This is a genomic window from Nonomuraea phyllanthi (assembly GCF_006334985.2).
Lineage (GTDB): Bacteria > Actinomycetota > Actinomycetes > Streptosporangiales > Streptosporangiaceae > Nonomuraea > Nonomuraea phyllanthi.
The window spans coordinates 303,132-324,288 of sequence record NZ_VDLX02000001.1; the positions used below are offsets into that span (position 1 = coordinate 303,132).

A 21,157-nucleotide genomic window follows, 5' to 3' on the forward strand; every position below is an offset into this window, starting at 1 on the left:
GGGGTGGGTCAGATGCCCTGGAAGATGAACGGCGCCACCAGACCGATCAGGGCGAGGGCCTCGGTGAGGACGAAGCCGAGGAGCATGTTCTGGCGGATCAGACCGTAAGCCTCGGGCTGGCGCGCGATGGCCTGCACGCCCTGACCGAAGATGATGCCGACGCCGATGCCGGGGCCGATGGCGGCGAGACCGTAACCGATGGCGGTGACGTTGCCGGAGACCTCAGCGAGAACGCTCATTGCTGTATTCCTTTACTGGACGGCCGGTGAAGCGGAGTCTCCACCGGTCATGGATATTCCGGTACGTGGATCTCAGTGATCTGGGTGCAGCGAGCCGCCGATGTACATGGCCGCCAGCAGCGCGAAGAGGAATGCCTGCAGGTACTGGATGAACATCTCGAAGGCCGTGAGGATGATGGTCATGATCACGCCGACCACACCCACCCCGGCGCCGAGCGGCGTCAGCTTCTCGAACAGGAACCAGAAGCCGACCATGCTGAAGAAGGCCAGCAGCATGTGGCCGGCGAACATGTTGGCGAAGAGCCGGACCGCGTGCGTGAAGGGCGCGATGATCAGGTTCGACAGGAACTCGATCGGCGCGAGGAGAACGTAGATGAACTTCGGCAGGCCCGGCGGGAACATCATGTTCTTGAAGTAGCCGATCGCGCCCTGGTGCTTGATCCCGAGGTAGACCTTGAGGATGTAGATCGTCCCGGCCAGCACGATCGGGAACGCGATGTGCGCGGCGACCGGGAACTGGAGCACCGGGAAGACGCCCAGCAGGTTCCAGACCAGGACCAGGAAGAAGATCGAGACCAGCAGGCCCATCCACCGGTCGGCGTCCTTGCCCAGGAAGGGGCGGGCGACCTGGTCGCGGACGAACATGTAGCCGTACTCGACGACGTTCTGAATGCCCCTGGGCACGATCTTGGGGTTGGCGAAGGCCGCCCAGCAGACGCCGATCACCAGCACCGAGCTGAAGAGAGCGAGGAGAACCGGCTTGGTGAACCAGTCGACCCCCGGGATGATCGGGGTAAAGGAGTTGAACAGCTCGTCAGGCGTCGGGGCCTTGAACTGGTCTTCAGGAGGAGCGAGGACCGTCAGCGCAATCACGCGGCGTTCCCTTCAACGTCGTAGTGTGGATCACAAGGGTTTTCCTCAGCGGGGCGAAACTTGATGTCTGGGGCTAGCGGCCGAACTTCCGGTAAACCAGGTAGCCGCCGAGCACCACCCCGAGGACGATGCCTATCGGGAAGAACGCGGACATGTCCAACCAGCGGTCCAGCAACCAGCCGGCGCCCCCGTAAACGGCCATCCCCGCGAGCAGGTAGCTGGGGACCGACCACATGGCGTCGGCGAAGTCGCGACCGTCCTCTTCCGGCCGGCGTTCCTGTGCGCTCATCGCGGGCCTGACGATAGCAGGCCGTGAAGGACTAGTCATATTGGACCTCATCCCTTTACCTGCCATCACGAGTCGCCCTTCCCCGGGACAGCGGCTTCGGGGTCGACGTACAGCAGCTTGGTCTTCATGAACGCGCGCACCTCGAAGCCCGTCCAGACCAGCGTGCAGCCCACGACCGACCAGGCGAACGCCTGGTTGTCCCACATCGTGGTGTCGCGGAAGGCGGTCAGCACGACCATGATGGCGATGACCTTGACGAGGTAGCTGAGCATGGCGGCGATCGCCATCATCTGGGGCGAGACGCGTGCGGCGTAGGAGACCACCACCACGCTGATGGTGAAGAAGACTCCCACGAGCACGGTGCCGATCGCGGCGCCCAGCACTCCCTCGCCCCCGGCCGTCAGGAGCGCGACGACCATGGCGACCACCCCTGCCACGAGGGTGGGGATCGCGGCGCTCTTGAGTACGCGCACGTCGTTGGCCTGCATCAATGCTCCATCAGCAAGTTATCAAGCGAGCGTTTGCTACCTCCAGAGGCGGTGCATCTGGAGTCCCTGCTCGTGAAAGATATCACAAGCTCACGGAAGACCGCTTTTACCTGCCGTTTCCAGTTCGCGATCAAGAACGGCGCGGAAAGGCTGGAATGACCGGATTGCCCTCAGCGCTCGCGCGTTCGCGCGGGTCGCCCCCGGCGGGCGGCGCCTGCCGCCTGACCTGCGGGCCCTCGGGAAGGATGGGCGGCATCGGCCCCGTCGGCGGGCCGCCGTCGTCGTCAGGGTTGTCGCCATTCGCGGCGTGCGCCCCTCCCCTGCCCCGCCAGCGCGACAGCGGCATCAGGATCAGCACGACGAGCGCGACCACGATGACGACGGGGAACCACAGGACGGGCACGCCGAGCCTGGCCAGGCCGACGATGGTGAACGAGAACACGAACGTCCACGCGTACATGATCAGCACGGAGCGCCGGTGGGAGTGGCCGACGTCCATCAGCCGGTGGTGCAGGTGGCCGCGGTCGGGCGCGAAGGGCGACAGCCCCTGCGACGTGCGGCGCACGACGGCGGTGATCAGGTCGACCAGCGGCAGCACCAGCATCGCCGCGGGCACGAGCAGCGGGAGCACCACGGGGAACTTGTTCATGTCGGCGATGGCCGAGGTGTCGACCGGCGTCACGGTCACGATCGAGGAGGCGAGCACGAGCCCGATCAGCATGGCGCCCGTGTCGCCCATGAAGATCTTCGCCGGATGGAAGTTGTGCGGCAGGAAGCCCAGGCAGGTGCCGATGAGGACCGCCGCGATGGCCGCCGTCGCGGTGATGTTGCTGCCCGAGATGACCTGCGAAATGATGATCGAATAGGCCCAGGTGGCCATGCCCGCGATGCACACGATCCCGGCCGCGAGCCCGTCGAGCCCGTCGACGAAGTTGACCGCGTTGATCGTCACGACCACCACCAGGATGGTGATGATCGTGCTGAGGGTGTAGTCGAGGCTGGTGGAGCCGCCCCAGCTCTCCGGCAGCGGGATCGAGGTCAGGCTCATGCCGAAGGCCACCAGCACGCCGGCCGCCGCGATCTGCCCCGCGAGCTTGATGAAGGGGTCCATGCCCCACCAGTCGTCGAGGAAGCCGGTGACCGTGATGAGGCCGCCCGCAATGATCAAAGCGGGCACCGGATGACCGGTGCCCGCCAGGGCCTCGCTCGAATGGGTCAGCTCGCTCGCCAGCAGCAGCCCCACGACCAGCCCGCCGTACATGGCCAGGCCGCCCAGCCTGGGCGTCGGCGTGGTGTGCACGTCACGATCGCGAATCTCCGGCATGGCGCCGATGCGGATGGCAAAGCGGCGCACCAGCGGAACCAGCAGATAGGTGACCGCCGCGGAGACGAGCGCCATGAACAGGTATTCGCGCACGAACCTAGTTTCCCGGATCCTCCGGTCCTCTGGGACCGGAAAACGACACAGACCAGCTTAATATTCGCTGAGATATGGCCGATGTATGGCAAGGAGGGCCGCGATCCTCTCCCGGATCTCCCGCGCCTCGCCCGGCCGGCACACCGCCCCGGCCACCAGACCGCCCACCTCCCGCAGCTCCTCGGGGCCCATGCCCTGCGTGGTCGCGCACGGCGTGCCCACCCTGATCCCCGACGTCACCGACGCCGGTTCGGGATCGTACGGGATCACGTTCCGGTTCAGCGTGATCCCCGCCGCGGCGCACCTGCGCTCGGCCTCCGCGCCCGACACGTCCAGCGGGCGCAGGTCGACCAGCGCCAGATGGGTGTCGGTGCCGCCCGACACCGGCCGCATGCCCGCCGCGGCCAGCGCCTCCGTCAGCGCCCGCGCGTTCACGACCACCCGGCGCGCGTATTCCGCGAACTCCGGCCGCATCGCCTCCGCGAACCCCACCGCCTTGGCCGCGATCACGTGCATCAGCGGCCCGCCCTGCACGAACGGGTACACCGCCCGGTCGATCCTGGCGGCCAGCTCGTCCGTGCACAGGATGGCCCCGCCGCGCGGCCCGCGCAGCGCCTTGTGGGTGGTGAACGTCACCACGTCCGCATGCGGCACCGCCGACGGGATCGCGCCGCCCGCCATCAGCCCGATCGTGTGCGCCACGTCGGCCATCAGCCACGCCCCCACCTCGTCCGCGATGCCGCGGAAGACCGAGAAGTCGATCAGCCGGGGGTACGCCGTGGCGCCGCACACGATGAGCTTGGGCTGGTGGCGCAGGGCCAGATCCCTGACCTCGTCGTAGTCGATCGTCTCGGTGTCGCGCCGCACGCCGTACGAGACGACGTCGAACCAGCGTCCCGAGAAGTTCACCTTCGAGCCGTGCGTGAAGTGGCCGCCGTGCGGCAGCGCCATGGCCAGCATGGTGTCGCCGGGCTGGAGGAGGGCCGCGTAGGCGGCCAGGTTCGCCGAGGCGCCCGAATGGGGCTGCACGTTGGCGTGCTCCGCCCCGAACAGCCTGCGCGCCCGCTCCACCGCCATCCGCTCGGCCCGGTCGACGACCTCGCAGCCGCCGTAGTAGCGCCTGCCCGGATAGCCCTCGGCGTACTTGTTGGTGAGGGTGGAGCCCATCGCGGCGAGGACGGCCGGCGAGGTGAAGTTCTCGCCCGCGACCAGCTGGAGGCCGGTGCGCTGCCGGTCGAGCTCGTCCAGGAGCACCCGAGCGAGCTCCGGGTCCTGCCGCTGCAGCAGGCCGAAGTCGGGGCCGTAGTAGGGTTCCTCACCCATTTCCCCACTGTACGACCTGGTGCCCGTCTCTCCCAGGCACGGGTCCTTCAGGACCTTTGTGGGCGGGGCTAGAGGAACGCGTGGGGCGCCCCGGCCGTCGTCCGGACCCACCTCGGGGTGTCGGCGGCCTCGTCGCTGATCGCGGTCAGCACCGAGTGGCGATAGACGGCGAGCCGGTTGCGCCACTCGCGGATGTCCTGCACGTAGCGCTCCCCCACCGGGGCGTCCCACGTCTGCGGGCTCTTGGCCAGGCCGTAGGCCTTGTCGAGTGCCGTCGAGAGCGTCTCCAGGTGGGGCAGGACGGCGTTCCAGGCCACGACCAGGCGCTGGTAGTCGGGGTTGAACTCCCAGGCCCTCTGGGGGTCGTCCAGGGCTCCTGAGGCGGTCACGGGCGGCATCTCACCGGGCTCTCTTGGCCTTGGGGCCGGCGGGTCGACGTACATCACGCGCTCCTTTCCGGCGTGCCCGGCTCCACCTCGCCCGGCGGGCCGTCGGGCCGGACGTCCCCGGCCGCCCGTCCGTCCTCGCCGGGGTGGAGCTCGACCGAGGGCAGGTCCACCGGCCGGATGTCGCGGTGGTGCTCCACGACCGTGGTCAGCGCGTCGGGGGTCGATGGGGTGACGTCCACGGAGACGACCTCGCCGCCCTCGCTCGCCCAGGCGGGGATGTCCGGCACGGGGCTCGCCTGACCGCCGATCGGAGGCCCGTAGGCGATCTGCACCTGGATGGTGGGAGTTGCGCCCGGGGCCGGAGGTGTCCCGGGGGTGGGGGTTGTGCCAGGAGTGGAAGGTGTCCCCGGGGCGGGGGCTGTCCCGGTTTCGGGATTCGTCGGCGGAACCGTGACACCTGTGCCCTGGCCGGTGTTCGCGCCCTGACCGTTGTTCGCCCCTTGGCCGGTGTTCGCGCCCTGGCCGTTGCCCTGACCGTTGCCCTGGCCGGTGTTCGCGCCTTGGCCGTTGTCCGTGCGCTGCCCGGCACTCGTGTCCTGCCCGGCGCCCGCACCTTGTCCGGAGCCCGTGCCCTGCCCGCCGTCTGTGCCCTGCCCGTTGCCCGTCCCTTGGCAGTCGCCCGTCTCCTGGCCGTTACCCGCGCCTTGGCCATAGCCGTCCCCTTGGCCATGGCCGTTGCCTTGGCCGCCGCCTGCGCCTTGGCCTGTGTCGTCGCCCGAGGGCCGGTCGGGCGTGACCTCCGTGCCGCCGGAGCCGGAGCCGCCCGGGGTGGTGTCCGTCCCGCCCGGTGTGGAGTCCGTACCGCCTGGGCTCGTGGGCGTGCCACCGGGTGTGGGGTCCATGCCGCCCGGTGTGGCTCCTCCCGCCGAGATGGGGTCGGCGGGGACCTTCGGCATCTCGGCCGGCTGCACCTTGTCGGCGTTCTCCAGCAGGTCTTCCAGCTGCTCGGCCGTCGGCGGGTCGATGGGAATCTGCAGGACCTTCACGCCGTCGACCTCCACGATCTGTGGCCTGGACACGTCCTGCGCGTCCTTGGAAGGGTTGCCGGCCGGATCGGCGTCCACCTCGGCGCCGCGGTCGCGCCGGCTGTCCAGATCGCCGTCCTTGGGCTCGTCAACGGGCTGGCCAACCGGCTGATCGCCGGTCCTGCCGCCGCTCCCGGTCCCCTGGTCGCGATCCGTGTCACGGGCGCCGTCGCACGTCTTCCCGTCCCCGTCAGAGCCCGTCTTCCCGTCAGAGCCCGTCTTCCCGTCAGAGCCCGTCTTCTCATCAGACCCTGTCTTTCCGTCGGCCCCCGTCTTGCCGTCGGCGTCGGTCTTCCCATCCGTATCGGTCTTGTCGGGAGTGCCCGTCTTACCGTCAGTGCCCGTCTTGCCGTCCGACCCCGTCTTGCCGTCCGACCCCGTCTTGCCGTCGGCGCCGGTCTTGGTGGTGTCGTCCTTCGGCGCGGTCTCGGTGGCGCGCGGATTCTCGTATCGGTCCCGGTCCCCGCGGACGTCCTTGGGCTCGTCGCCCTGCGTCATCCCCGTCCCGGCACCCGGTACGTCGCCCCGCGGCTGGTCGACCCGCTTCTCCAGCGTCCCCAGCCGTCCGTCGACGTCCTTGACCATCGTGTCGACCGCGTCCGCCACCTGGACGGGCCGGTGGGTGGCCACGGTGGACAGCCCGGCCCGCCGCATGGCCGCCCTGACCTGGTCCTCGACCGTGCGCATCTGCGTGGCCGCGTGTTTCACCTCGGCCAGCAGCTCGCGGACCAGCTTGGGATCCATGCCGTCGAACTTGCCCATGGGCCACTCCCCGACGTAACGCCACTCCGGGCCTCACCGTAATCATGGCCGGAGGGCCGCCGCAGCCGGGATAAGCAGACGGTATATGTCAGTCGTCGGTGGCGACGTAGCCGATGATGCCCCGCAGCTTCTCGATGGGGACCGCCCCGCGCCGCAGCATCCTGGGCACGGCCGTGGTGAGGTCGAGGATGGTGGAGGGCGTGTTGTCGGTGGCCTTGCCGCCGTCGAGGTAGACCGCGACGGAGTCGCCGAGCTGCTCCTCCGCGTCCTGCGCCGTGGTGGCGGCGGTCGCGCCGGAGCGGTTGGCGCTGGAGACGGCCATCGGGCCGGTCTCCTTGAGCAGGTCGAGGGCCACCGGGTGCAGCGGCATGCGTACGGCCACCGTGCCCTTGCTCTCCCCCAGGTCCCAGGAAAGGGCCCTGTTGGCCTTGCAGACGAGCGTGAGCGGCCCCGGCCAGAAGGCGTCTATCAGGTCCTGCCCGTACGGCCCGAGGTCGTCTATGAGCGCTGTGGCGGCTCGTACGGTGCCCACCAGCACGGGCGGCGGCGTCTCCCTGCCCCGGCCCTTGGCCTCGAGCAGCGCCGTGACGGCGGCCGGCGTGAACGCGTCGGCGCCGATGCCGTAGACGGTGTCGGTCGGGATGACCACGAGGTCGCCGCGGCGCACGGCGGCGGCGGCCTCCGTCAGCCCCTCGGCGCGTTGCTCGAGGTCCGAGCAGTCAAAGAGTCTTCCCACTGTCCCATTACCTCGCTCGCGTGCATCCTAGTCCTGGCCCAGGCGGGCCGTGACGAAGCGGTCTCTTCTGGTGAGGTCCTGGCGCAGGCGTACGTCGCGCCAGCCGTTGTCCTCGGGGAAGGTCAGGTAGACGGCTCTGCCCTGCTCGTCGGCGTGCTCGACGGCCACCCAGCCACCCGGGCGCAGCAGGCGGCGGGCGGTGCGCTCGACCGCGCGCACCTCGCCGAGCCCGTCGTCGCCCGAGCCGTACAGGGCCCTGGTGGGATCGTAGTCGCGGACCTCGGGGTCGCGCGGGATCGCGCCGGGCGGGATGTAGGGCGGGTTGGAGATGACCAGGTCGACCTTGCCGTCGAGCTCGGGCAGCGCCTCCGCGAGGTCCTCGGGGTGCAGGTAGGTGCGGTCCTGGCCGAGCTCGGAGATGTTGCGCTTGGCCCACGTGTACGCCGCGGGGTCGACCTCCACGGCGTGGACCTCCGCCAGCGCCACCTCCTGGGCGATGGACAGCGCGATCGCGCCCGAGCCGGTGCCCAGGTCGACGACGAGCGGGGCGGTCACGTCCATGGCGCGCAGCGTCTCGATGGCCCAGCCCGCCATCACCTCGGTCTCGGGCCGCGGCACGAACACCCCGGGCCCGACCGCCAGCTCCAGATAGCGGAAGTAGGCGTGGCCCGTGATGTGCTGCAGCGGCTCGCGGGCCTCGCGCCTGGCGACGCCCTCCCAGAACAGCGCGTCGAAGTCGGCGTCCTTGACCAGGTGCAGCTCGCTCCTGCGCACGCCGTGGACGAACGCCGCGATCTCCTCCGCGTCGGTGCGCGGTGAGGGAACACCCGCCTCGGCCAGCCGGGCGGTGGCGAGGGCGATCTCGTCCAGCAGAAATGTCATGAGTGTTGTGCGAGCTTCTCCGCCATCTCGGCGTCGATGAGGGCCTGGGTGACGGCCTGGAGCTCGCCGTCGAGAACCTGGTCGAGGTTATACGCCTTGAAGCCGACGCGGTGGTCGGAGATGCGGTTTTCGGGGAAATTGTAGGTGCGTACGCGCTCGGAGCGGTCGACCGTGCGGACCTGCGACTTGCGCTCGGCCTGCGCGGCTGCCTCGGCCTCCTCCTGCGCCATCGCGAGCAGCCGGGCGCGCAGGATGCGCAGCGCCGACTCCTTGTTCTGGAGCTGGCTCTTCTCGTTCTGGCACGAGACGACCACGCCGGTGGGCAGGTGGGTGATGCGGACGGCCGAGTCGGTGGTGTTGACGCTCTGGCCGCCGGGGCCGCTGGAGCGGTAGACGTCGATGCGCAGGTCGTTGGCGTCGATCTGGACGTCGACCTCCTCCGCCTCGGGGTAGACCAGCACGCCCGCGGCGCTGGTGTGGATGCGCCCCTGCGACTCGGTGACGGGCACGCGCTGCACGCGGTGCACGCCGCCCTCGAACTTGAGCCTGGACCACACGCCCTCGTCGCCCTTGGCCCTGATGCCGACCGTGACGTCCTTGTAGCCGCCGAGGTCGGAGGGCTGGCTGTCGATGATCTCGGTCTTCCACCCGACGCGCTCGGCGTACCGCAGATACATCCGCAGCAGGTCGCCCGCGAACAGCGCCGACTCCTCGCCGCCCTCGCCCGCCTTGATCTCCATGATGATGTCCTTGTCATCATTGGGATCGCGCGGGATGAGCAGGTGTTTGAGCCGCTCCTCCAGCTGGGGGATGCGCTGCTCGATCTCGGCGGCCTCGGCCGCGAACGCCTCGTCCTCGCCGGCCAGCTCCTTGGCGGCGCTCAGGTCGTCGCGCGCCGACTCCAGCTCGCGGTAGGTGCCGACGACCGGCGTGAGCTGGGAGTAGCGCCTGCCGAGGGTGCGGGCCTTGTTCTGGTCGGCGTGCACGGCGGGGTCGGCGAGCTGCAACTCCAGCTCGGAATACTCCTTGAGCAACTCGTCGAGATTCACCGTGGGTCCTTCTGTCCAGGTTTCGGCCGTTTCACCAACAACGCCGACCCGGCGCACGCGGGTGCGTCCGGGCCGGCGTCGGTGAAGCTACTTGCCCGTGGCCTTCTTGCCGAAGCGCTTCTCGAAGCGGGCCACCCGGCCGCCGGTGTCGAGGATCTTCTGCTTGCCGGTGTAGAACGGGTGGCAGGCAGAGCAGACGTCGGCGTGGATGACGCCGTTCTTCGCGGTGCTACGGGTGGTGAACGTGTTACCGCAGGAACAGGTGACCTGCGTCACGTGATAGTCAGGGTGGATGTCGCGCTTCATCGCTGTCCTTTCGGGGCGCGGCCGCCGGGTCGCCGTACGGCGTGAACCGGAGCCGCTCATTGGTCAGCTACCAGTGTGCCAGATCGTGCAACCATCCCAGGCCATCACGCATTCCCGCGGCGGCACCGTACGTTTCCGTCAACGGCCCAGGTACGTCAGGACGGCCAGCACGCGGCGGTGGTCCTCCGGAGCGGGACCGAGGGCGAGCTTGGCGAAGATGCCGGAGATGTGCTTCTCCACCGCGCCCTCCGTGACGACCAGCCGGGCGGCGATGGCGGTGTTGGAGCGGCCCTCGGCCATGAGCGCGAGCACCTCGCGCTCGCGGGGCGACAACGAGTCGAGCGGCGCGCCGCGGCGCTGGCGGCTCAGCAGCTGCACGACGACCTCGGGATCGATGACGGTGCCGCCCGCCGCCACCTGCCGCACCGCCTCCATGAACTCCGCCACGTCGGCCACCCGCTCCTTCAGCAGGTAGCCGACGGCCCTGCCGATGAGGTCGCCCGCGTAGCGCTCCTCGACGTACTGGGACAGGACCAGGATCGGGAAGTCGGGCATGGCCTCGCGCACCTTCAGCGCCGCGCGCAGGCCCTCGTCGGTGTGGGTCGGCGGCATGCGCACGTCGACGATCGCCAGGTCGGGCGCGTGCTCCAGCACCGCCGACACCAGCGCCGGGCCGTCGGACACGGCGGCGACCGTCTCGACGCCGCCGTCGGCGAGCAGGCGCGCGAGCCCTTCGCGCAGCAGTACGGAGTCCTCGGCGATGACCACGCGCATGGCCCCATCCCTACAGGGGACGGCGTCCAGCTGTCCACTGCGGGCCGCGGACCCTGCGCCTGCGGGAACGGCGTCCGGGTGTCCGGTGCGGGCCGCGGCTACCACTCACAGGGCAGTTCCGCGCGTACGAGGGTGGGGCCGCCCAGCGGGCTGTGCAGGACGAGCACCCCGTCGATGGTGGCCGCCCGGTCCGCCAGCCCGGACAGGCCGCCCCCCGGCACCATGGCGGCCCCGCCGATGCCGTCGTCCCACACGTCGACCACCACGCCGCGATGGTCCCTGACCACCATGACCGACGCCTCGGACGCCCCGGAGTGCTTGGCCATGTTGGCCAGCGTCTCGGCCACGATGAAGTACGCGATGCTCTCGACGGCGGCGGGCGGCCGCTCCTCCAGCTCGACGGAGACGTCCACGCGGACGGGCGCTCTGGCCGCCAGCCCCGACAGGGCCGCGTCCAGGCCGCGGTCGCTCAGGATGGCCGGGTGGATGCCCCTGGCCAGGTTGCGCAGCTCGCCGATGGCGGCCTTCGTCCCCGCGTGCGCCTGCGCGATGAGCAGCCTGGCCTCCTCCGGCTCGCTGTCGAACTTCGACTGAGCCCGCCCCAGGTCCACCGCCACCGACAGCAGCCGCTGCTGCGCACCGTCGTGCAGGTCGCGCTCGATCCTGCGCCGCTCGGCCTCGGCCGCGTCGATCCCCCTCGCCCTGCTGGCCCGCAGCCGCTCCTCCTGGCTGCCGCCGAGCAGCACCGTCGCCAGCGTCCCGTGCAGCCAGGCCATCCCCCGTACGAGGTAGGCCGCCATCACCAGCACCAGCAGCCCGAACGCCGCCGCCACGAACGAGCCGGCCCAGCTGTCGATGGTCAGGTCGCTGTGCACTCCCGCCACCCACAGCGACATCAGGATCGGCTGGATGAGCAGCATGGCCGAGGTCGTCCACACCACGAGCGACACGGCCGTCTCGACCAGGCCGAGCGGCAGCAGCATGAGCAGGTAGCCCAGGTCCTGCCAGGTGGCCGAGTCCGCCAGCAGCCACCGTAGGTGCGCGCCCAGCCCGCGCTCCGGCCTGGGACGGTACGGGTCGGCGATCCTGACGCCGAGCGCCGCGTGCATCAGCCGCCGCTCCAGCATCGCCCCGCCGCGCCACATGAGTATCGCGGCCATCGTCAGCGGCACGCCGACCCATACGACCGTCAGGGTGAGCGAAACGGGCAGGGCCACGGACAGCACCACGAACCACCCGAACCCGAGCGCCCCGGTCACCGCCAGGTACGGCGCGGCCCGCCATGTCATCGGGTCCACCAGGACCCCCAGCGGTCCCTTGGCTCCCCAGGGCACCCGGTCCTTCAGCGCGGCTGATCGCATGCCCTCAAGAGTGCACGCGCGGAGCGCCGGCGTGAATCCGGGAGGCTTCCGTCGAGGGGTGGGGCTAGCCCCACCCTTTTCACGGGACCCCGGCGGGTGCGGCCGGAGAACAGAAGGGACACGCGACGACGGAAGGGGCGGCAGGGGTGAAACCCCGGCCGCCCCTCCGACAGGACAGGAGCCGCTAGTCGCGGTCGTTGCTCACCGTGGTCTTCTGGACCTGCATGAGGAACTCCGCGTTGGACTTGGTCTCCTTCATCTTCTCCAGCAGCAGCTCCAGCGCCTGCTGCATGTCCAGAGCGTGCAGCACCCGCCGCAGCTTCCAGACGATCTGGAGCTCTTCCTTGGCCATGAGGATCTCTTCCTTACGGGTGCCGGACGCGTCGACGTCCACCGCGGGGAAGATCCGCTTGTCGGCCAGGGACCGGTTGAGCTTGAGCTCCATGTTGCCGGTGCCCTTGAACTCCTCGAAGATGACCTCGTCCATCTTGGACCCGGTCTCGACGAGGGCCGTGGCCAGGATGGTGAGGGAGCCGCCGTTCTCGATGTTGCGCGCGGCGCCGAAGAACCGCTTGGGCGGGTAGAGCGCCGTGGAGTCGACACCACCCGACAGGATGCGCCCGGACGCCGGGGCCGCCAGGTTGTAGGCGCGGCCGAGGCGGGTGATCGAGTCGAGCAGGACGACCACGTCGTGGCCGAGCTCCACCAGGCGCTTGGCCCGCTCGATGGCGAGCTCGGCGACCGTGGTGTGGTCCTCGGCGGGACGGTCGAAGGTCGAGTGGATGACCTCGCCCTTGACCGACCGCTGCATGTCGGTGACCTCTTCAGGCCGCTCGTCCACGAGCACGACCATCAGGTGGCACTCGGGGTTGTTGCGGGTGATCGCGTTGGCGATGGACTGCAGCACCATCGTCTTACCGGCCTTGGGCGGCGAGACGATGAGGCCGCGCTGGCCCTTGCCGATCGGCGAGACGAGATCGATGATCCGCGTGGTGAGGATGTTGGGCTCGGTCTCGAGGCGCAGGCGCTCCTGCGGGTAGAGCGGCGTCAGCTTGTTGAAGTCGGGCCTGTTGCGGGCCTGCTCCGGGTCCATGCCGTTGACGGTGTCGAGGCGGACCAGGGCGTTGAACTTCTCGCGCCGCTCGCCCTCGCGGGGCTGGCGGACGGCGCCGGTGATGACGTCGCCCTTGCGCAGGCCGTTGCGGCGGATCTGGGCGAGCGAGACGTAGACGTCGTTGCTGCCCGGCAGGTAGCCGCTGGTCCTGACGAACGCGTAGTTGTCGAGGATGTCGAGGATGCCGGCGATCGGGATGAGCACGTCGTCGTCGCCGATGACGGGCTCGCCGCCCTCGAAGCGGTCGCGGCCACGGCCGCGGTTGCGCTCCCTGAACCGGCCCCTGCGGCTGCGCCCGCCGCGCTCGTCGTCGTCGCCGCCGCGCTGCTGGTCGCGATCGCCACGCTGGTCGCGGTCGCCACGCTGGTCGCGGTCACCGCGGTCACCGCGGTCGCCGCGCCCGCCGGAGTCGGCGGCGCGCTCGCGCTGCTGGTCACGACCGCCGTCACGGCCGCCGTCGCGACCACCGTCACGGCCGCCGTCCGCGCGGCCGCCCTCGCCCCGGTCGCCCGAGCGGTCGCCGCCGGAGCGGTCTCCCCGCTCGCGGCGCTCGCCACGGCTGCGGCGCTCGCGGCGGCTCTCGCCGCGCTCGGCGCGCGTCTCGCTCTGCCCGCTCTCCACGGCCTGCGGCTGCTGCTCCACGACGGGCTCCGCCGGAGCGGCGACGACCGGCTCGGGAGCCGCCACCACGGGCTCCGCCGGCTGCGCGACGGGCTGCGGCGCGGGCTCTTCCGCGGTCTTGGCGCGGGAACGTTCCCTACGGGTACGGGTGGGCCGCTCGGCGGCGGGAGCCGCGTCCGCAGCGGCGGGAGCCTCGGCCGCCGGGGCCGAAGCCGGTGCGCCTTCGCCCGCGCCGCCACCCTGCTTCTCCTGGATGGCCGCGATGAGCTGGCTCTTCCGCATGCGCCCGGTCCCGCTGATGCCCAGCTCCGCTGCCATCTTCTGCAACTCGGGCAGCACCTTGGCGGACAGGCCGGTGCCGGAGCGACGCGCACGCGGCTTGGCCGGAGCGCGAGTGGGGGTGTCGCCGGACGCCGGCTCTGCGCCTGATGCGTCGGAGAGGAGTTCGGTGGTGTCGCTCAACTAAAAGGTCCTTCCCAGGGGTCGGGCGCCGGTTTCGTTCTGCCGGGCGTCCCGGAGGTGCTTGCGATCCGGCGGGACAGACCGGGTCGGGGTGCACTCTGCGATCTTCGGCAGTCGCTGTGGACGGCCGCCACTCTTGGGGAGGGGCTCGTCCAAGCCGCCACAGGGCCGTGGCGCGTGGCTGACACCCCCCAGATTGCTGTCGCCAACCAGATGTCGATGTGATTCGAACGCGCAGGTCCCCGTCGTCGCCGCCTCACGTTGGGCCAACCGGGTGTGGGCCAACCGGAGGCAACGGATTCCGGGGAGACAGCCGCGCTGCCCACGCCTCGCGACGTGAAGCATGATGCAGCAATGTATGGCTGACAAGCACGCACCCACCAAGGGGGCATCTGGTGCGGCTACCAGCCTAACATCACCAGCGCACACGGCTATTCCCTGAAGGTCTAAAGAGGCATCAGCGTGTCTCGGGGAACTGAACGTCCGCACCAACCGGATCGACGTCCATTAGCTGGATGTGCCAGTCATTACCCACTTCTGGCGCGATCAAATCCTGTATATCCGAGGTCGAAAACGCAAGAACCGTGGGACCGGCTCCCGAAACGACCGCGGGCACGCCCGCAGCACGGAGACGTTCTACCAGATCGGCGGTGTCCCGCATGGCAGGCGCGCGATATGCCTGGTGGAGTCGGTCTTCGGTGGCGGCGAGCAGCAGCCCGGGCTCCGGCCGCTGGGTCAGCGCCGCGATCAGCAGCGCGGCCCGGCCGGCGTTGAACGATGCGTCCTTGTGGGGCACATCCTTCGGCAGGAGCCCCCGCGCGGTCTCCGTGGCCAGGCGAAACGACGGGACGAGGACGACCGGGCGGATGCGCTCGTCGGGAGCCAGTGACACCATATGCGGCGCCCCCGTGTGGTCGGACCAGGCCACCGTCAGCCCGCCGGCCAGGCAGGGGGCGACGTTGTCGGGATGGCCCTCCATCTCGGTGGCGAGTGCGAGGACGGCGTCGTCGGGCAGGTGTTCGCCCACAGCCGAAGCGCTCTTGGCTGAAGCCCCCGAGGCGATCTCGCCCGGAGTCCCCGTGGCCAGGGCTCGCGCGGCGAGGATGCCCGCGCACACGGCCGCCGCGGAGGACCCCAGCCCGCGCGCGTGCGGGATCGCGTTACGGCAGCGCAACCGGATGCCCGCGGGCTGGGCGGCACCCATGCGGTCGAACGCCGCCCGCATCGCCCTGGCGACCAGATGGCCCTCCCCGAGATCGACCTCTCCGGCGCCCTCACCCTCCACGGTGACGTGGACGCCCGGCTCGCCGGTGAGCGTGGCCTCGACCTCGTCGTACAGGCTCAGCGCGAGCCCCAGCGCGTCGAACCCCGGCCCCAGGTTCGCCGACGTCGCGGGCACGCGAATGCGAACGGTCTTCACTTTTCCTCCCCGTGCTCGCCGTCAGGCGAGGTTGAGCGCCGCCGCGGCGGCGTGGACCTCGATGGGGATGACGACGGGCGCGGGCGCGCCCGAGATCGCCCAGTCCGGGTCCTTGAGCCCGTTGCCGGTGACCGTGCAGACGATGCGCTGGCCCGGGTCGACGAGCCCCTGCGCGTGGGCCTGCAGGAGCCCGGCGACACTGGCCGCGGAGGCCAGCTCGACGAAGACGCCCTCTTCCTGCGCCAGCAGTTTGTACGCCGCCGCGATCTGCCGGTCGGTCACCGCCTGGATGACGCCGCCCGACTCGTCGCGGGCCGCGGTGGCCAGCGACCAGGAGGCGGGGTTGCCGATGCGGATGGCGGTCGCGATCGTGTGCGGGTGGGCGACGGGCGCCCCCTGCACGATGGGCGCCGCGCCGCTGGCCTGGAAGCCGAACATGCGCGGCCGCTTCGTCGCCACCCCGTCGGCGGCGTATTCCTGGTAGCCCATCCAGTAGGCCGAGATGTTGCCCGCGTTGCCCACCGGGATGCAGTGGATGTCGGGCGCGTCGCCCAGCGTGTCGACGATCTCGAACGCGGCCGTCTTCTGGCCCTGCAGCCGGAACGGGTTGACCGAGTTGACCAGCGCGATCGGGTAGCTGGACGACAGCTTGCGGGTCATCTCCAGGCAGTCGTCGAACGACCCCTCGACCTGCAGCAGCGTGGCGCCGTGCACGAGCGCCTGGGCGAGCTTGCCCATGGCGATCTTCCCCCGTGGCACCAGCACGGCGCAGGTCAGCCCGGCCCGGACGGCGTAGGCCGCGGCGGAGGCCGAGGTGTTGCCGGTCGAGGCGCAGATGACCGCCTTGGCCCCCTCCTCGACCGCCTTGCTGATGGCCATGGTCATGCCACGGTCCTTGAAGCTGCCCGTCGGGTTGGCGCCCTCGACCTTCAGGTAGACGTCGCACCCCGTCAGGGCGGAGACGCGCTGCGCGGGCACCAGCGGCGTGCCGCCCTCGAGCAGCGTGATGACGGGCGTCTTCTGGCTGACAGGAAGACGCTCGCGGTATTCCTCGATGAGGCCACGCCACGACCTGCTCATGATGACTCCCCTACCTGCGGTGTTCGGCACCGAGTGTACGGGGTCCTGACGGCCGTCGCGGAGCCGTGTCCACCGGCCGGACACCTCCATTGGACAGGGGCACTATTCAGGAAATTCTCAGCATCTCCCGATAAGGTCTCGGCAGGGGGTCACGACCATGGACGCGCGTCCTGCTCTGAGGCAGAACGACTATTCACCGATCGCGGCGCCGGAGCTCGGCGCCTGGTCACCCGCCCTTTCCGTGAGCGTGGTGATACCGGCGCACGGCGGGCAGGACAGGCTCGATCTGACGCTCGCGGCGCTGGCGGCGCAGACGTACCCGGACCACCTCATGGAGGTCCTGGTGGTCGACGACGGGAGCGAGCCGCCGATCCGGCTGCCCGAGATCCGCCCGATCAACACCCGCGTCGTACGGGTGCGTGACGGCTGGGGCATCCCCAACGCCGTCAACACCGGCGCCAAGGCCGCCGACGGCGAGATCATCCAGCGGCTCGACGCCGACATGGTGACCTGCCGCGAGCACATCGAGGCGCTGGCCCGCTGGCACCACGTGACCGACTACCTGGTCACGATCGGGATGAAGAAGTTCGTGGACGCGCCGCCGATCACGCCGGGCCAGGTGTACCAGGCGAAGCGGCTGGACGAGCTGTTCGACCTGGCCGGGGCCGTGGCCAGCTCCACCGAGGCGACGATCGCCAAGACCGACGGGCTGCGCAAGAGCCGCAACCCGTACCACGTGTGCACGGGGCCGACGTTCGCCCTGCCCCGCGAGGTCTTCCACGCGGTGGGCGGCCTCGACCCGAGCGTGGTGCGCGGCGAGGACACCGAGTTCTCCTACCGGCTGGCCATGCACGGCGTGGTGTTCGTGCCGGACATGGACGCACAGGCCGTGCATCTCGGGCTGCCCGCCCAGCACCGCGACAGGGAGCGCGCCGTGCGGGCCGTGGAGCCGTACCTGGCGCACCGGATCCCGCTCCGCAGGGACCTGCGCAAGGAGCGGGGACGGCGCTGGCTGGTGCCGTACGTGGAGATCGTGCTCGACGTCACCGACACCTCCGAGTCCGTGGTGCGGCAGGCGGTCGCGGCGGCGCTGGACGGCAAGCTGCCCGACGTGGTGGTGACGCTGGTGGGGCCGTGGTCGCGGCTGGCCTCCGGGCGCCGGTCCGTCCTGTCCGACCCGTGTTTCGAGCTGCGGCTGATGCGCGACCTGTTCGCGTACGACGAACGCATCCGCCTCATCGACGAGGCGGCGCCGACGCCCGCGCCCGCGCCGTTCCGCTACCGGGGGCCGGTGGACGTGCCGCTGCACCGGGTGACGCTGGAGCGCATGATCGAGTCGGTGCAGAAGGATCTCACGGGGGTGCTGATCGTCGACCTGCCGGACGGGCGGACGGCGCGCCTGGAGCGCACCTCGGCGCTCGGCCGCGCCCTCCTGCTCGCCGGCCCCGAGGCCGATGTGGACGAGGTCATCGCCACCACCCACGGGGTACGCCACGAGGGGCCGGAGCGCTTCTGGCCCGCTCCCGCGCCGCAGCCCGCCCCGGCGTCCGTCCCCGCTCCCGGCCCGGCGCCCGCGGCGGACGGCCCTCGGAAGGACCCCGTGACGCCGGAGAACACGCTGCTGCGGCGCCTGAAGTCCGCCCTGCGCGCCAACAACTGACCCGGCCCCGAGCGCGCCGATCCCGAGGGGTCAGTTGCGGAGCCGCTTGCGGAGGGCGCGCCGCATCGTCGTCGAGACCACCGTCCTGAGGCTCTGCTGGACCCGGTTGGCGGCGGCCAGCTGGCGGCGCAGCGTGCCGACCTCGCGCCGCAGCTCCACCGCCGACTTGCGCCAGCGCCCTGCCTCCTCCCTCCACTTGGCCACCTGCGCCCGCAGCCGCTCGGCCTCCTTGGCCAGCCGGGCCGCCTCGGCCTGCGCCTCCGTGCGGGCCCGGTACGCCCCCCGCCGCCCGAGCGGCGGCGTCGCCTCGGTGCCGAACCCGTAGCTCTCGCCCTCCACCCAGGACACGCCGGACACGGCGTCCACCACGTCGTCCAGGTCGTCCAGGTCGTCGTCGGGGCCGGCCACGATGCGGGCCCTGGCGAAGGCGGAGACCCGTTCCAGGCGGGCCGTGACGACGCCTTCAGGCGACTCGGCGAGCAGGACGTCCACCAGGCCCAGGCCCTCGTCGCGGGCCAGGTCGAGCAGGCGCGCCACGGAGTCCTCGCCGGGGACCCAGCCGGCGGGCAGCCGCAGGACGAAGGGCACGGCCGGGTCGACGCTCTCGGTGGCGGCCAGGCGTACGCGGCCCTCGTGCAGGTAGTGGCCGTGGACGAGCACCAGCTCCAGGTCGGGGTCCTTCAGCGGGGCGCGGCGGTCGCGCTCCAGGGTGTCCCACGGGCCGACGACGAGCACGGACAGGTCGGGCACGGTGCCGGCCAGCAGCGCGTCGACGGTGGCCCGCACGGCGTCGTAGCCGGCCGTGCCGTCGACCACCGCGGTGACGTACGGGACCTTCCACTGCCGCCCGGGATGCCCCCGCAGCCAGCGATAGGACGGGATGCGGTCGGCCACGAACGCGTGGCTCACCCGGTCGATCGGCGCCTTGTCGCGCATGCGCATCGTGGGCCCGAGGTGGTACGCCCGTGCCCGGGGCTCCGGCACGAAGACCGCGCCCGCCTGGCCGAGCCGGTAGCCCATCTCGGTGTCCTGGCCCAGGATCAGGTCGTCGTCCATGGGCCCGGCCGCCTCGACGAGCCGGGCGCTGACCGAGGTCGCGCCGCCGACGTGCAGGCTGAAGGGGCGCTGGGGGTTGTCGGTGAGCCCGTCGGTGCGCTCGACGAGGTCGACGATCCAGGCGTGCGGCTCGGCGGGCTCGAAGTGCTTCTCCAGGTCGTCGGGGAGCTCGGAAGGCAGCTCCACCTCGGTGAACCGGATGTAGCCGGTCACGACGAGGTAGGGGGCGGCGTGGTGCCAGCGCATGTGGGCCTCGATCGCGCCGGGGGTGAGCACCACGTCGGAGTCGAGCCAGTGGATCACGTCGCCGGTGGCCTCGGCCAGGCCGGCGTTGCGCGCGACGGCGCGTCCCGGCTCGGCGCAGACGATCAGGCGCGTGCGCCCGGGCCGCACCTCGGGCAGCCGCAGCGGGGGCGTGCTGCCGTTGTCGACGACGATGACCTCGGTCAGCTCCGCCGGATAGGTCTGCCCGGCCAGCCCGGCCAGCACCAGGTCGAGCTTGTCCTGGCCGCCGTAGGCCGGCACGACGACGCTGACGGTGAGCCGTGGCGTGAAGCCGTCGAGCAGCGGCTCCAGGATCCGGTAGTCGTTGCCGCGCACCCTGACGGGGCCGGCGGTCCGCGTCGTCATGCGGCTTCCACCAGCAGGCTCGGGCGGAAGCCGCGCCACTGGTTGGCGGCGACCTTGACGAAGTGGGCCAGCGGCAGCTGCCAGGTGTGCTCGCCGCCGAGCCCCCTGCGCAGGACGTAACCCAGCCCGTGAGTGCGGTAGATCCGCGCGCCGGCCTTTTGCGCCGCTTTCAGGAATTCAAGATCCACAGCGCGCGGTAATCCAGGAAATCCCCCAATTTCCTGAAATTTCTCCCGAGATACCAAGATCGTGCCACCGGCCACGTGATCGGCCCACACCTCGCTCGGATACGCCGCCCCGCTCGCGAACGTCGTGCGCCGCACCGTCGCCCGCAGCGGCTCCAGGTAGAAGAACTCCGCCGTCGTGCCCACCACGTCGGCCCCCGAGTACGACAGCGCCATGAGCAGATCGCCCAAATGGCGCGGACCGTACCAGTCATCGTCGTCCCACTTCGCGAGGTAGTCGCCGCCCGCCCGCGCCGCCGCGCGGTTGAGCACCTCGCCGAACGGCACGGACGCCGGGACCTCCACCCACGTCACCGGCAGCGAGCAGGACTCGACCTGCTCGCGCACCTCGTCGAACGCCACCCCGTGCAGCCCCAGCACCACCTCGGCCTCGACGTCGCGCTGCCGCTCCATCCTGGCCAGCGCCGCGCCCACCATGCCCGGCCGCCTGCTCGCCATGACGATGCTGACCTTGGCCCGGTCAACGGGGTGGGCCAGGCGGCGCAGGCGTACGCTGTGCTCCTCCCGCCGCAGGTCGGCCAGCGACCGCGCGGTGCCGTCGGGCGCGTGGCCGAGCCAGTCGCGGTCGGCGAGCAGCGCGGCGAGGTCGCCGGGCACCGCGCCGGGCGCCCATGGCGCCGCGCGCTCGGCGGTCAGCGGGACGCCGGCGGCGGCCAGCCGCAGCAGGCCCGCCACGGGCTCGTCCGGCGCCACCTCCCCGGCGGGCCACTCGATCTCCAGGCCGCGCAGCGGGCGCAGCTCGGGCACGTCGGCGGGCCGGCCCTCGACCGCCCAGCCGCCGGGTGCCCAGTGCAGGCGGGCCAGCCCCTTCTCCGGCGTACGCGCGAAGCCGCAAGGGGTGATGGACATGGGCCTCCTCGGGGACTCGGTCGGCGCCTACCTTACGCCCGTTTTAC

20 protein-coding genes are annotated in these 21,157 nt (G+C 71.0%); 1 reads left to right on the forward strand and 19 read right to left on the reverse strand.

Annotated elements, in window-relative coordinates:
* Positions 1-8: 8 nt before the first annotated feature.
* From atpE to thrC, 17 genes are all read right to left on the reverse strand, one after another.
* Positions 9-239 carry an ATP synthase F0 subunit C gene (gene atpE / locus FH608_RS01435; RefSeq protein ID WP_138666586.1) on the reverse strand — a complete coding sequence of 77 codons (231 nt, stop codon included), beginning with the start codon at positions 237-239 and terminating at the stop codon, positions 9-11.
* Between the two features lie 72 nt (positions 240-311).
* The gene (gene atpB / locus FH608_RS01440; RefSeq protein WP_139627914.1) at positions 312-1,112 is read right to left on the reverse strand and encodes a F0F1 ATP synthase subunit A; all 801 of its coding nucleotides are present in this window, start codon (positions 1,110-1,112) and stop codon (positions 312-314) included.
* A 73-nt stretch (positions 1,113-1,185) separates the two neighbouring features.
* Entirely contained in the window at positions 1,186-1,401 is a 216-nt protein-coding gene (locus FH608_RS01445) for an AtpZ/AtpI family protein (protein ID WP_226898855.1), read from the reverse strand.
* A gap of 65 nt (positions 1,402-1,466) precedes the next feature.
* Positions 1,467-1,889, reverse strand: coding sequence for a hypothetical protein (locus FH608_RS01450; protein ID WP_139627916.1), 423 nt, complete (start codon positions 1,887-1,889; stop codon positions 1,467-1,469).
* A gap of 130 nt (positions 1,890-2,019) precedes the next feature.
* Positions 2,020-3,306 (reverse strand): glycosyltransferase family 4 protein, encoded by a 1,287-nt coding sequence (locus FH608_RS01455; RefSeq protein ID WP_193318183.1) that lies wholly within the window; start codon positions 3,304-3,306, stop codon positions 2,020-2,022.
* Between the two features lie 57 nt (positions 3,307-3,363).
* On the reverse strand, positions 3,364-4,629 hold the full coding sequence (locus tag FH608_RS01460) for a serine hydroxymethyltransferase (protein WP_139627918.1): 1,266 nt from the start codon (positions 4,627-4,629) through the stop codon (positions 3,364-3,366).
* Between the two features lie 68 nt (positions 4,630-4,697).
* Positions 4,698-5,027, reverse strand: coding sequence for a hypothetical protein (locus FH608_RS01465; RefSeq protein ID WP_226898856.1), 330 nt, complete (start codon positions 5,025-5,027; stop codon positions 4,698-4,700).
* A 44-nt stretch (positions 5,028-5,071) separates the two neighbouring features.
* On the reverse strand, positions 5,072-6,865 hold the full coding sequence (locus FH608_RS51195) for a hypothetical protein (protein WP_193318184.1): 1,794 nt from the start codon (positions 6,863-6,865) through the stop codon (positions 5,072-5,074).
* An 88-nt stretch (positions 6,866-6,953) separates the two neighbouring features.
* Positions 6,954-7,601 carry an L-threonylcarbamoyladenylate synthase gene (locus FH608_RS01480; protein ID WP_139627926.1) on the reverse strand — a complete coding sequence of 216 codons (648 nt, stop codon included), beginning with the start codon at positions 7,599-7,601 and terminating at the stop codon, positions 6,954-6,956.
* A gap of 27 nt (positions 7,602-7,628) precedes the next feature.
* The gene (prmC, locus tag FH608_RS01485) at positions 7,629-8,483 is read right to left on the reverse strand and encodes a peptide chain release factor N(5)-glutamine methyltransferase (RefSeq protein WP_139627928.1); all 855 of its coding nucleotides are present in this window, start codon (positions 8,481-8,483) and stop codon (positions 7,629-7,631) included.
* Positions 8,480-9,532, reverse strand: coding sequence for a peptide chain release factor 1 (prfA, locus tag FH608_RS01490; RefSeq protein ID WP_139627930.1), 1,053 nt, complete (start codon positions 9,530-9,532; stop codon positions 8,480-8,482). The genes prmC and prfA overlap by 4 nt, the downstream gene beginning before the upstream one ends.
* Positions 9,533-9,619: 87 nt before the next feature.
* Complete coding sequence (gene rpmE / locus FH608_RS01495; protein WP_139627932.1) at positions 9,620-9,838, reverse strand: 50S ribosomal protein L31; 219 nt, start codon at positions 9,836-9,838, stop codon at positions 9,620-9,622.
* 138 nt (positions 9,839-9,976) lie between these two features.
* Positions 9,977-10,612 (reverse strand): response regulator, encoded by a 636-nt coding sequence (locus FH608_RS01500; protein WP_139627933.1) that lies wholly within the window; start codon positions 10,610-10,612, stop codon positions 9,977-9,979.
* 98 nt (positions 10,613-10,710) lie between these two features.
* Positions 10,711-11,973, reverse strand: coding sequence for a sensor histidine kinase (locus FH608_RS01505; protein WP_226898857.1), 1,263 nt, complete (start codon positions 11,971-11,973; stop codon positions 10,711-10,713).
* 184 nt (positions 11,974-12,157) lie between these two features.
* On the reverse strand, positions 12,158-14,170 hold the full coding sequence (gene rho, locus FH608_RS01510) for a transcription termination factor Rho (protein ID WP_139627936.1): 2,013 nt from the start codon (positions 14,168-14,170) through the stop codon (positions 12,158-12,160).
* A gap of 457 nt (positions 14,171-14,627) precedes the next feature.
* Complete coding sequence (gene thrB, locus FH608_RS01515) at positions 14,628-15,590, reverse strand: homoserine kinase (protein ID WP_139627938.1); 963 nt, start codon at positions 15,588-15,590, stop codon at positions 14,628-14,630.
* A 21-nt stretch (positions 15,591-15,611) separates the two neighbouring features.
* Positions 15,612-16,670 (reverse strand): threonine synthase, encoded by a 1,059-nt coding sequence (thrC, locus tag FH608_RS01520; RefSeq protein WP_139627940.1) that lies wholly within the window; start codon positions 16,668-16,670, stop codon positions 15,612-15,614.
* A gap of 157 nt (positions 16,671-16,827) precedes the next feature.
* On the opposite strand from thrC, the gene FH608_RS01525 reads away from it, so the two are divergent.
* Positions 16,828-18,330, forward strand: coding sequence for a glycosyltransferase (locus tag FH608_RS01525; protein ID WP_139627942.1), 1,503 nt, complete (start codon positions 16,828-16,830; stop codon positions 18,328-18,330).
* 30 nt (positions 18,331-18,360) lie between these two features.
* Here FH608_RS01525 and FH608_RS01530 read toward each other — a convergent pair whose 3' ends face one another.
* Complete coding sequence (locus FH608_RS01530) at positions 18,361-20,016, reverse strand: glycosyltransferase family 2 protein (RefSeq protein ID WP_139627944.1); 1,656 nt, start codon at positions 20,014-20,016, stop codon at positions 18,361-18,363.
* Positions 20,013-21,110 carry a glycosyltransferase family 2 protein gene (locus tag FH608_RS01535; protein ID WP_139627945.1) on the reverse strand — a complete coding sequence of 366 codons (1,098 nt, stop codon included), beginning with the start codon at positions 21,108-21,110 and terminating at the stop codon, positions 20,013-20,015. The genes FH608_RS01530 and FH608_RS01535 overlap by 4 nt, the downstream gene beginning before the upstream one ends.
* Positions 21,111-21,157 lie beyond the last annotated feature (47 nt).